General features: G+C 63.3%; 10 protein-coding genes and 1 tRNA gene. 6 read left to right on the top strand and 5 right to left on the bottom strand.

The window, feature by feature from the left end; genetic code table 11:
• The first annotated feature begins 10 nt into the window (after positions 1 to 10).
• Positions 11 to 1162, top strand: coding sequence for a ribonuclease D (gene rnd, locus NKI99_RS18990; RefSeq protein WP_023810193.1), 1152 nt, complete (start codon positions 11 to 13; stop codon positions 1160 to 1162).
• A 51-nt stretch (positions 1163 to 1213) separates the two neighbouring features.
• Here the strand turns inward: rnd and NKI99_RS18985 are convergent, their stop codons facing one another.
• From NKI99_RS18985 to guaB, 3 genes are all read right to left on the bottom strand, one after another.
• Positions 1214 to 1633, bottom strand: a complete 420-nt coding sequence (locus NKI99_RS18985; protein ID WP_023810192.1) for an MAPEG family protein — start codon at positions 1631 to 1633, stop codon at positions 1214 to 1216.
• Between the two features lie 37 nt (positions 1634 to 1670).
• A complete protein-coding gene (locus tag NKI99_RS18980; protein WP_502905547.1) occupies positions 1671 to 2147 on the bottom strand; it encodes a hypothetical protein in 477 nt (158 codons plus the stop codon).
• A 97-nt stretch (positions 2148 to 2244) separates the two neighbouring features.
• A complete protein-coding gene (guaB, locus tag NKI99_RS18975; protein WP_352611681.1) occupies positions 2245 to 3747 on the bottom strand; it encodes an IMP dehydrogenase in 1503 nt (500 codons plus the stop codon).
• 287 nt (positions 3748 to 4034) lie between these two features.
• Here guaB and NKI99_RS18970 point away from each other — a divergent pair, with 287 nt between their 5' ends.
• Positions 4035 to 5456, top strand: a complete 1422-nt coding sequence (locus tag NKI99_RS18970) for an MFS transporter (RefSeq protein ID WP_352611680.1) — start codon at positions 4035 to 4037, stop codon at positions 5454 to 5456.
• An 11-nt stretch (positions 5457 to 5467) separates the two neighbouring features.
• Here the strand turns inward: NKI99_RS18970 and NKI99_RS18965 are convergent, their stop codons facing one another.
• Both NKI99_RS18965 and NKI99_RS18960 read right to left on the bottom strand, forming a co-directional pair.
• A complete protein-coding gene (locus NKI99_RS18965; RefSeq protein WP_352611679.1) occupies positions 5468 to 6265 on the bottom strand; it encodes an RlmE family RNA methyltransferase in 798 nt (265 codons plus the stop codon).
• Positions 6266 to 6323: 58 nt separating this feature from the next.
• Entirely contained in the window at positions 6324 to 7682 is a 1359-nt protein-coding gene (locus NKI99_RS18960) for a Ppx/GppA phosphatase family protein (protein ID WP_352611678.1), read from the bottom strand.
• 391 nt (positions 7683 to 8073) lie between these two features.
• Between NKI99_RS18960 and NKI99_RS18955 the strand changes: the two genes are divergently transcribed.
• The 4 genes from NKI99_RS18955 (at position 8074) to NKI99_RS18940 (ending at position 11822) form a co-directional block, all read left to right on the top strand.
• On the top strand, positions 8074 to 9006 hold the full coding sequence (locus NKI99_RS18955; RefSeq protein WP_128305100.1) for a lysylphosphatidylglycerol synthase domain-containing protein: 933 nt from the start codon (positions 8074 to 8076) through the stop codon (positions 9004 to 9006).
• A 175-nt stretch (positions 9007 to 9181) separates the two neighbouring features.
• A tRNA-Gln gene (locus NKI99_RS18950) sits at positions 9182 to 9255 on the top strand.
• 214 nt (positions 9256 to 9469) lie between these two features.
• On the top strand, positions 9470 to 10072 hold the full coding sequence (locus tag NKI99_RS18945; protein WP_352611716.1) for a hypothetical protein: 603 nt from the start codon (positions 9470 to 9472) through the stop codon (positions 10070 to 10072).
• A gap of 70 nt (positions 10073 to 10142) precedes the next feature.
• Positions 10143 to 11822, top strand: coding sequence for a hypothetical protein (locus tag NKI99_RS18940; protein WP_352611677.1), 1680 nt, complete (start codon positions 10143 to 10145; stop codon positions 11820 to 11822).
• Positions 11823 to 12008: the final 186 nt, after the last annotated feature.

Here is a 12008-nt window from a genome sequence, read left to right as displayed (position 1 = left end):
AAGCGATTTGATGAACGTCATCACCACCCAGAAAGAACTCGAGACCGTTCTCGCCGCTTTCGAAAAGTCGGATTTCGTCACCGTCGACACCGAATTCATTCGGGAAACGACCTTTTGGCCGATCCTGTGCCTGATCCAGATGGCCGCACCCGGCGTGACGGCGCTCATCGATCCCCTGTCGCCCGATATCGACCTGAAGCCGTTCTTCAGGCTGATGGCCAATGAAGCGGTGGTCAAAGTCTTCCACGCCGCGCGGCAGGACATCGAAATCATCGTCCACCTCGGCGATCTGGTTCCGCATCCGGTGTTCGACACGCAAGTGGCGGCGATGGTCTGCGGCTTCGGTGACAGTGTTTCCTACGATCAGCTCGTGCAGCGCATTACCGGCGCGCGGCTCGACAAGTCGTCGCGCTTCACCGACTGGCGCCACCGGCCGCTTTCCGACAAGCAACTCGACTACGCGCTGGCCGACGTCACGCATCTCATCGAGGTCTATCAGCACCTCAGCGCCGAATTGGAGCGGGAAAACCGCGCCCATTGGCTCAACGAGGAGATGGAGGTGCTGACCTCACGCGAAACCTATGATCCGCATCCCGAGGACGCCTGGAAGCGGCTGAAGATGCGGCTGCGCAAACCGCAGGAATTGGCGATCGTGCAGGGCGTTGCGGCGTGGCGTGAGCGCGAGGCGCGCGAACGCGATGTCCCGCGCGGCCGCGTGCTCAAGGACGACGCGATCTACGAGGTGGCGCAGCAGGCGCCGCGCGACACGGCAGCCCTTGGCAAGCTGCGCACGACACCGAAGGGCTGGGAGCGCTCGTCGACGGCGACGGCGCTGCTCGGCGCGGTCAACACCGCACTTGCCTTGCCCAAGGAGCAGATGCCGAAATTGCCAAAGAGTTTCCAGCCGCCCGAGGGCTCGAGCGCCGCGGCGGAACTGTTGAAGGTGCTGCTGCGGATCGTCGCCGAAAAGGAAGGCGTCGCCTCGAAGGTGCTGGCCTCCAGCGACGACATCGACCGTATCGCCGCCGAGGGCGAGGAAGCCGACGTACCGGCCCTGCAGGGCTGGCGGCGCGCGGTGTTCGGCGAGGCCGCGCTCAAGCTGGTGCGCGGCGAGATCGGCATCAAGTTCGACAAGCGCAAGATTGCGGTGTTCGATCTGTAGACGAGCATTCTTTCCTTCTCCCGCAAGCTGGGAGAAGGGAGAACTGTCTGCTCAAACCACGCCGAGCAGGTGCAGCGCGAACCAGATCCATCCCAGCAGGAGAATCACCGCACTGACGAAGAAGGACCGGCTGCGCAGCAGCAGATTGTTGCTGGTCAGGTGAACCCAGGCATGGAAATAGCGCGACGCGACGAAAATCCACATCAGCGCCAAGGTCAGATAGTTGACGCCGTTGGTCAGGTGCAGCGTCAGGCACAGCACATAGAACAGCACCGGCAATTCGAACTGGTTGGTGAGATTGGCGGCAACGGTGACGCTGGAGGCCGGCTCGCTCGAACGCACCTTGAACTGGCCGGGTTTCGCCTCGCCTGACCTGACTGCGCCGTATCTGCGGCGGCCCAGCACGCAGTAGACGATGTAGATCAGCAGCACATGCGCCAGAACAGGCCAGAAGATCGTGGTCTGGTTCACGAAGTGTCCCCTACCCGGCTGTGCTTTCCGCGCGGCATCAGGCCTGGCGTTTCTGGCCCGCCAGCCAGAAGGCGGCAATGACGATCACCGGTATGGCGAAAAGCGCGAATTTGGTGACGGTGAGCGCCGAGGCGAAAGACAGCGAGTCCGGGTTGGCCGACAGGAAATCGGACAGAAGCCGCGCCACCGCAAAGTTCTGAACGTAATGTGCAAGCGTGTAGGGAAGCACCAGGACCAACGCGAAAATCGACTGCAGCTGCGCCGGCAGCACGCGGAAAGCCTTCAATCGCCGGCCGGCGGCCAGGATGAGGCTGACCAGCGTGACCGACAGCAGCGCCGGGAACAACAGATCGAAGGTCAGATAATGCCAGACGAGAATGATCTCGCCGCCGCGCCGGCCGAGCGCCGTCAGCCAGGCCATGCCTTCGTCCGGCGTAAACCCTAAAATGCGCATGTCGAGTGACGGCAAGCCGCCGCTCAACTGGCGGAAATAGAAGAATTCCAGAGCCGTCATGGCGATGAAAACCACCCCTGACAGGAAACAGAGCGCGCCTGCGTGGCGCGATAGCCGCAGGATCGTTGCCGTCAGGTTCCGCCCGAACCCGTACTGGTCAGGCTCCGCCGGGATAGTTCGGGCTTTCGCGGGTAATCGTGACGTCATGGGCGTGGCTTTCACGAAGTCCGGCATTGGATATGCGCACAAAAGTGGCGCGCTCGCGGAAATCGGCAAGATCACGGCCACCAACATAACCCATAGCGGCTTTCAGCCCGCCTGCAAGCTGGTGCAACACCCCAGACACAGGTCCTTTGTAGGGAACCTGCCCCTCGATGCCTTCAGGGACCAGTTTCAGCGTGTCGCGCACCTCGGCCTGGAAGTAGCGATCGGCGGAGCCGCGGGCCATGGCGCCGACCGAGCCCATGCCGCGATAGGCCTTGAAGGAGCGGCCCTGGTGCAGATAGACCTCGCCCGGGCTTTCGTCGGTTCCAGCCAGCAGCGAGCCGATCATGGCGGCACTTGCGCCGGCGGCGAGCGCCTTGGCAAGATCTCCGGAATATTTGATGCCGCCGTCGGCGATCACCGAAACGCCGGATTTGTGCGCCGTCTCGACCGCCGACATGATCGCCGAAAGCTGCGGCACGCCGACGCCGGCGACGATGCGGGTGGTGCAGATGGAGCCCGGACCGATGCCGACCTTGACGGCGTCGGCACCGGCGTCGATCAGCGCCTGCGTGCCCGCGGCGGTGGCGACGTTGCCGGCCAGGATGCGGACCGAGTTGGATAGTTTTTTCGCCCGCGTGACAGCGTCGAGCACGCGTTGCGAGTGGCCATGCGCGGTGTCGATCACCAGAAGGTCGACGCCGGCATCGATGAGGCGTTCGGCGCGCTCGAAACCGTCATCGCCAACGCTGGTGGCGGCGGCGGCACGCAAGCGGCCCTGCGAGTCCTTGCTGGCGTGCGGGTTGAGCTGGGACTTCTCGATGTCCTTGACGGTGATCAATCCGACGCAATTGCCCTGCCTGTCGACGACCACCAGCTTTTCGATCCTGTGCTGGTGCAGAAGCCTCTTGGCCTCGTCCTGGTCGACGTTCTCCTTGACCGTGATCAGGTTGTCACGGGTCATCAGTTCATGGACCTTCTGCGCCGGATCGGATGCAAAGCGCACGTCGCGATTGGTCAGGATGCCGATCAGCCGCCCGACCTTGTGCCCACCGGTACCGCCATTCTCGACCACCGGAATGCCCGAGATCGAATAGCTGCGCATCAGGCCCAGCGCGTCGGCGAGCGTCGCGTCGGGGCCGATGGTGACGGGATTGACCACCATGCCGGATTCGAATTTCTTGACCTGACGCACCTGCTCGGCCTGTTCGGCCGGCGAGAAATTGCGGTGGATGACGCCAATGCCGCCGGCCTGGGCCATGGCGATGGCAAGCCGCGCCTCGGTGACGGTGTCCATAGCCGCCGACAGGATCGGCACATTGAGGTCGATGTCGCCGGCGATGCGGGTGCGTACATCGGTTTCGCCGGGCATGACCTCGGAATGACCGGGCTGCAGCAGCACGTCGTCAAAGGTCAGCGCCAATGCGCCGGTGGACGTTTCGATGATTTTTGCCATAGCCAGTCCTCGGAATACAAAAAAGCGCTGGACCGGAATGGACAGCGCCGACTCGTTTCTTCCCTTTCAGGATTGGCGCTGGCTGGTACCACGTCCGAGCGCCGATGAAAAGCCGATGATTTCACGCTCCCGGAAAGGAGACTTTTCGGCGAAGGATGCGACCTGTGGTTGCCGGTCGCACAAAAGTGACAGCAAATTAATGCGACATGCCGGCGAAGGCATGGTAACCGCCCGCCTCAAGGCCGACATGCAACCGGCAACGCAACATTCAAGTCTGGACGCGTTCCTTGAACCGCACCATTCCGCTTATACTGGCGGTCGCCCTTTTCATGGAAAACATGGATTCGACCGTCATCGCGACATCGCTGCCGGCGATCGCCGTCGACATCCACACCAGCCCGATCGCGCTCAAGCTGGCGCTGACTGCCTATCTGGTATCGCTGGCGATCTTCATTCCGATCAGCGGCTGGATGGCAGACCGTTTCGGCGCCAAGAATATCTTTCGCGCCGCGATCGCGGTCTTCATCGTCGGGTCGATCGCCTGCGCCCTCTCCGGTTCACTGCCGGCTTTCGTGGTGTCGCGCTTCCTGCAAGGCATCGGCGGCGCCATGATGACGCCGGTCGGGCGGCTGGTGCTGGTGCGCGCGACACCGAAAAGCGAACTCGTCGCGGCGATGTCCTGGCTGACCGTTCCGGCGCTGGTCGGGCCGTTGGTGGGCCCGCCGGTCGGCGGCTTCATCACCACCTACTTCACCTGGCACTGGATTTTCCTGATCAATGTGCCGATCGGGCTGATCGGCATCTGGCTGGCGACGCGTTTCCTGCCGGAGACCGAACCCGCGCAGACCCCACCACTTGATTTCATCGGCTTCGTGCTGAGCGGGCTGGCGGCATCCGGCGTGGTGTTCGGCCTGTCGGTGGTCAGCTTGCCCTATCTGCCGCCAATCGTCGGTGTCCTCACCGTAGCGGTCGGCCTCGTATCGGGCGCGCTCTATCTGCTGCATGCGCGCCACGCCAAAAACCCGCTGCTGGCGCTCGAATTGTTCCGCAACCAGGTGTTCCGCTCCTCGGTGCTTGGCGGCGGGCTGTTCCGCATCGGCATTGGTGCTGTGCCGTTCCTGCTGCCGCTGATGTTCCAGATCGGCTTTGGGCTGACGCCGTTCCAGTCCGGCATGATCACCTTCGTCTCTGCAATCGGCGCCATCGGCATGAAATTCGTCACCGCGCTGATCTTCCGCGTCGCCGGCTTCCGCCGTGTTCTGGTTGTCGGTTCGCTGGTCGCCGCCGCCTCGATCGCCATCAACGGCCTGTTCACACCCGACACACCCTATCTCTTGATGCTGGCCATGCTGCTCGTCGGCGGCTTCATCCGCTCGATGTTCTTCACTGGCGTCAATGCGCTCGCCTATGCCGAGGTTTCGGCTGAAGACACCAGCAAGGCGACGCCGATTACAGCGGTGTTCCAGCAGTTGTCGGTCGCGCTCGGCGTGGCGCTGGCCGGCGGAATCCTGGAAGTATCGACGAGCCTGAACGACAGGTCATTGACACTGGCGGATTTCCACACCGCGTTCTTCGTCGTCGCGGCGATTTCCGCCGCCGCGTCCCTGTCGTTCATGCGGCTGGCGCCCGATGCCGGAAACGCCATCTCGGGCCATGGCCGGCTGACCGTGCCCAAGACGCTGGAAACGGTGAGCCCGCCCGGCAACTGATGCGGCTGGCTTTACGTCTCGTCGTCCTCCGGCCCTTCGCTATGGCTCCGGGCGCTCGAGGCCTTCGGAACGTCCACTGGACGTTCCGATCCGCCTGACGGCGGACCGGCCTCTCGCCCTTTAAAATCTTTGGCCAGCAAATAGAGCTCCACCGACTCATCGCGCGAAGCCGGCGGCTTGACGTGATGCACGGAGCGGAAATTCTTCTTGAGCATCGAGAGCAGTTCGTTTTCGGCGCCGCCCTGGAAGGTCTTGGCAAGGAAATGCCCGCCCGGTTTCAGCACCGACAGCGCGAAATCGGCGGCCACCTCGCACAGATGCATGGTGCGGATATGGTCGGTCCGCTTGTGGCCGGTGGTCGGTGCCGCCATGTCGGACAACACGATATCGGGATCCCCGCCCAGCGCCTCGGCCAGCTTCTGCGGCGCCAGCGGATCGAGGAAATCCATCAACAGCACCGGCGCGCCGGGCACGGCGTCCATCTCCAGATAATCGATGCCGATGACATGCGGCTTGTCGGCCGTCGATTTCGTGCGCGCGGCCGCGACCTGGCACCAGCCGCCGGGAGCAGCACCGAGGTCGATCACCTTCATGCCGGGTTTCAGGAGATGGTGCTTGTCGTCGATCTCGATCAGCTTGTAGGCCGCGCGCGAGCGATAGCCGTCAGCCTTGGAGCGCTGGACATAGGGATCGTTGATGTGGCGCTGCAGCCAGCGGCGCGACGATTCCTTCAGGCCGCTCTTCTTCTTGATCCGCGTCTTCAGCACGCGAATGCTGGCGGACCCTGGTTTTTCCGGTTTCTTGGTCATTGTTCGATTTCTTGTCTGAGCATTATCTCTTCCGAAAACCGGCCGCCACTTTTCGGGATCATGCCCTGCCACGCCCATCGTTGCGCCAGACGCCGTCATCGGCCATCAACTCGCTCAATATGCCTTCGCGCAGGCCACGGTCGGCGACGCGCAGTCGCTCCGATGGCCATACCGCGCGGATTGCTTCGAGGATAGCACAACCGGCCAGCACCAGGTCGGCGCGATCGGCACCGATGCAAGGATTGGCGCAGCGCTGCTGGAAATCCCAGCCGACCAGTTTTTCGACCATGCGGTCGACGCTGTCGCGGTCCATCCACAACCCGTCGACACGACGGCGGTCGTAGCGCTCCAGATCGAGATGAACGCCGGCCAGCGTCGTCACCGTTCCGGACGTGCCCAGCAGGTGAAAATTCGGGCTGGCCTTGAGATGGCTCAGCCGGTCGCGACCGTCGAAGCTGGCCAGCCGGCCGGCGACATCGTCGACCATGGCGTCGAAGATCTCGCGCGTCACCGTGCGGCCGCCGAAGCGCTCGGCCAGCGAGACCACGCCGACCGGTAGCGACGTCCACGAGACGATGTGATTGGCGAGCCGTGGCGAACGACGGCCGGCGAGATCGATCAGCGCGATTTCGGATGAGCCACCACCGATGTCGAACAGCACGACGCCTTGCGTGTCCCGCTCGACCAGCGAGCCGCAGCCGGAAACCGCCAGCCGCGCTTCGGTCTGGCGATCGATGATCTCGAGCTTCAGGCCGGCCTCGCGTTCGACGCGGTCGATGAACTCGACGCCGTTGTCGGCCGTGCGGCAGGCTTCGGTGGCGATCAGCCGGGCTTTGCGGATCTTGCGGTTGCGCAATTTGTCGCCGCAGATTTTCAACGCCTCGACGGCGCGATCCATCGCCGGCTGGCCGAGCCGGCCATTGGCGGTGAGCCCCTCGCCCAGCCGGACGATGCGCGAAAAGGCATCGATGACGCGGAACTGGCCATGCCGCGTCGGCACGGCGACCAACAGCCGGCAATTGTTGGTGCCGAGGTCAAGCGCCGCAAACACCGGAAGCTCCTGGACCGGCGGCCGACGGGCGCTCTGTTCCGGCCGTGGCACTACAGCGGCGGGCAAGGCCACCGCTTCCGCCGGCCTGTGCGCCTCCGCCGCCGGGGCACCGGTTTTGCCCGGCGCCGGCGATCGATTCTCCGTGGGACGTGCCTCGTCGCGCGCAAAAACCTTGCGCCCGCGCCTTCGCTTGCGCCGCTTCTTGGGCTTGCCTTTGTGGGGTGCGTCGCCCGCCTGCCCGTCCGCGGAGCGGAGCTCCGTCGGGCGACGTTGCTGCCAGCTTGCGTTCCCCGGGCCAGCCGACCGCTGGGAAGCGCTGGACACGCCCACCTCCGGCGCGCCGGCGCCGGTGTCGTGGTCTTCCACTGTCGTTCCTTCCGGCGCCGCGCGAACCTATGATGGACGCAGCAGGCGCTTCAGTGTTTTAAGTTGCCGCCAGACTAACAGCGCCGCGCCCGATCACCAAGAGCCGCGTGCCGAATTTTGCCGGCAGGCCGCAAACCGCCGTTCCGGTGCGGCCGCGTATGAACCCGCACGCCGCAGATGCCGGCGCTACGCCTGCCGGCATCTCTTTCGGCCGCTCACGACGGACAAATCTTGCCGGCCGCCGCTGCGACAAGGGTTCGCGGTTGAATAGCCGGCTTCGATGAGGCATTTCTGAAATGAGCGGAAGAATCCGGCAAGCCGGCCTCCCACCAGCCACGGAAAAGGAAGCGGACCCGCAACGCATGGCAGTCAGGCAATGAATTGGCAGGCAATGAACTGGAGACGCTATTTCTGGCCGGTTGTCGGCATCGCCGCCGTGATCTTCTCGCTGCTGCTGCTCTGGCACGAACTGCGCGGCGTTTCCCTCGACGACGTCTGGGACGGTATCACGGCCATTCCGACCCGCGGTTGGGTCCTTGCCGCGCTGTGTTCGGTCATCGCCTATGCCTCGCTTGCCGGCTACGACCACATCGCGCTCCTGCATATCGGCAAGCGCGTGTCGTGGCTGTTCGTCACGCTGTGCTCCTTCACCACCTATGCGCTGTCGCACAACATTGGCGGTTCGGTGTTTTCGGGCGCCGTCATCCGCTATCGCGCCTATGGTACCAGGGGCCTGACCGGACAGGATGTCGGCGTGCTGGTGGCGATCTGCTGGATCACCTTCGTGCTATCGACGATTCTCGCCTCTGGCCTCGTTCTGGTGTTCGAGCCAGAGGTACTCGACCGGTTTTCCGGCATCGCCCATCACGGCCTGTCGGAAGCGGCCGGTATCGCGATGCTGCTGCTCGTCGCCGCCTATGTCTTCGGCAGCTGGCTGCATCTGCGCCCGCTGAAGATCGCCAGCTTTCAGCTCCACTATCCGGCGCTGCCGATCGTCGCCCGGCAGCTGCTGATCGGCCCGATCGAACTGCTGGCCGCCGCCGCGATCATCTTCTTCGCCCTGCCCGAAGCCCACAATCCTGGTTACTTCGTCATATTGGGCGTCTTTCTCGTCTCCTTCTCGATCGCGCAGATCTCGCATGCGCCGGGCGGCCTCGGCGTCTTCGAAGTGGTGTTCCTGGCGGGGCTTTCCGACATGGATCCGGTCGGCGTGCTGGCGGCGCTGCTGGTGTTCCGGCTGTTCTACCTGATCATCCCGCTGATTCTGGGCCTGGGGGTGGTGCTGTTCTTCGAACGCTCGCAGTTCAGCCGGACGGAACCTTGAGGCGTGGGATTGGACTGGGAGCCGCGCGCCGGCATCTGAAGTGTGGCGTCTGAATCACCTGACGAAACCTGCCATTGAACCACAGAGCAGGCTTGACTATTTTCCGCTGGCGGCTACAAGGCAGCGCTCACAGCGGCTTAGCCGCTCGGCCCGCACGGTTCATGACCGCGCCTGCTGGGGAATAGGTTAACGGTAGACCCACGGACTCTGACTCCGTTAGTCCTGGTTCGAATCCAGGTTCCCCAGCCAAAATCCCACAAGCAAACCGATGATTTAGCACGCCAATTTGGCATCGTTTTCATCTGCATCGCTATGTCAGTTACGCACAGTACCGGGCTTTTACGGGCGCTACCCGCAGTTGCCCGCAATTGAGCCGGTCGAGATTCCCGGAGCGAAAAAGATCGTTGCCGCCGGCGCGTGCTACTCGCTAAGCTTCATGAAGGTTCCAGCACAATGCCGCGTCATGCTCACTGACAGCCAGTACATTTTCGAAAGCATCAAGGAGGGCTGCTTGACGCTCTCCGATGACGAGTTCGTCATCGACAGGCTGGTGAAGTATTTCGGCAATGGGAGGATCCGATGGCATGTCGAATTCCGTGGGCATCGCGTCGAGCTGACGACAGGCCAGCTCAAGAAGCAGCCGACCTTCCGCAGGAAGATACTCGAACAGGCTGGGGTGCTGCCGCCCCAGCGTGCCGGAACCGACTACAGGCGATGGGCACTCGATCTGAGGAAGAATGCCATCGAGCTTCCGTGGCGGGATAGGCCGGTGGACGTCGGTTTCGCCATCGACAGGCTGACCAGCCATGGCGATGAGCGCTGGACGGTCGAATACCAGGGCAAGGCCATCAAATTCACGACGACCAAACTCCGCAGGCAGGTGAGTTTCCGCAAACGCATGCTGGCCAGGGCCAAGGTGTTGCCGCCTCAGTTGGACCCGGCTGCCTATCGGAAGTGGATGGACTGGCTCATTCAAAACGCCACTGACCCGCAGCCCGGCGATGTCTTGATGACGGAAAAAAGTTGGCTCGACGACCTGCCAGAGCTAGCCGGCTGGCAAAAATGAAGCGCCGCTTAAGGACCAGCTAGCAGTGGTGGCAATATCTAGAACAACAGCCCAAACTTGAATGGAAGACATGGACCGCTTCGACCTCGGCACCTACCGCCGCCCCATCTCCACTCGCTCGGCAGAAACCCAGCGTTGGTTCGATATCGGCCTCAACTGGTGCTACGGCTTCAACCATGAGGAAGGCATCAAGTGTTTTCAGAAGGCGCTGGAGACGGATCCTGGCTGTCCGATGGTTCATTGGGGCATCGCCTATGCCGCCGGACCTTTCTACAATCTGACCTGGAAGGAGCATGGCGAGGCCGAGGCCGACAGCGCGGCCAAGCGCTGCTTCGAGCATGTCCAGCTTGCGCGGGCCAATGCGGTTGCCGCCAACGAAATCGAGAAGCGGCTGATCGAGGCGTTGGCCGCCCGCTTCCAGAAGCCGCACCGGGTGAGCCCCGAGGAATTCGAACGGTGGGGTGACGCCTATGCCGCCGCGATGCGGCTTGTGTACAGCGACTTTCCCGACGACCATGATGTGATGGCACTGCTGGTCGAAGCGCTGATGATGCGCACGGTGCGGCGGCTGTGGAACCTCAAGACCGGCGCGCCGGCTCCGAATTCCGATGTCGTCGAGGCGCTCGATGTCTGCGAGCGGTCGATCCGGCTTGCCGATGAAGCCGGCGCGGCACAACATCCGGCGATCGTCCACCTGCACATTCATCTCCTGGAAATGTCCACCATGCCGGAGCGCGGCATGCGCTCGGCGGATCTGCTCGGCGAGATGTGCCCCGATGCCGGACATATGAACCACATGCCGGGGCACATCTATGTGCTGTGCGGCGAGTATGAGAAAGCCAAACGTGCCAGCGAAAAGGCGGTGCGCGCCAACGACCTCTATCTGGCCTATGCGGACGAGCCGACCTACTACTTGCTGGGCTGCTGCCACGATCTGCACCTGATGATGTTTACCTGCATGTTGTCGGGCCAGTACCAGCCTGCACTGTGGGCCGCCGACAGAGTGCGCAGCCTGGTCGCGCGCGACGTGGTCGCCATCCAGGGCCGGCCCAAACTCACGCAGACGGTGGAAGGCTACCATGCGATGAAATCGCATGTGCAAGTGCGCTTCGGCCGCTGGCAGGAGATCATCGACGAACCGGTGACCGACGATCCGGGCCTCTATGTGCTGACGGCGGCCATGCAGCACTACGCCAAGGGTGTGGCGCATGCGACGCTGGGGAATTTCGCTGAAGCCGAGCGCGAGCGCGAAGAATTCCATCGGCATCTGAAAGGCATTGCGCCCGAGCGGCGCTTCCTCAGCAACCCGGCGCAGGCTTCGCTGGCTGTCGGTGTCGCTCTGCTCGACGGCGAGCTGGCGTACCACCAGGGCCGGCATGACGAGGCCTATGGCCATTTGCGGCAGGCGGTCGAGCTTGACGACAATTTGTCCTACACCGAACCGTGGGCCTGGATGCACCCGCCGCGCCATGCGCTGGCGGCGCTGCTTCTCGACCAGAGCCACGCGCAAGAAGCAGAACAGGTCTATCGCGACGACCTGGGCCTGAGCGGCAAGGTGCAGCGCTGCGCCCAACATCCGAACAATGTCTGGGCATTGCACGGGCTGGTGGAATGCCTGAAACGGCGCGGCGAGACTGATGAATTGTCGATACTGCAGACAAGCCTTGCCGCGGCGATGGCCAAGGCGGATGTGCCGATCACCTCGTCCTGCCTGTGCAGGACGAGCGCGCAGCAAGGCTGCTGTCACTGACGCGAAGTCAGCCTGCCGCCACTGTTGCGGCCGATCGGCTCGCCAAACAATTGTCGGCCGATCGTCGTTGGCGGTGGAAATCTCGCCGCCCGGTCGTGTCACCTGCCGATCGGCCAAGGCTCCATGCCGCGTCGTTCCACGCCTTCCTCGATCAGCACCGAGCAGTCTATCTCATCGTGAAGTTGG

Origin of the sequence: Mesorhizobium sp. M0239 (genome assembly GCF_040321815.1) — a bacterium.
GTDB lineage: Bacteria > Pseudomonadota > Alphaproteobacteria > Rhizobiales > Rhizobiaceae > Mesorhizobium.
Note: the sequence above shows the minus strand (reverse complement) of the source record. Positions and strands in the feature narration are given on the sequence as shown.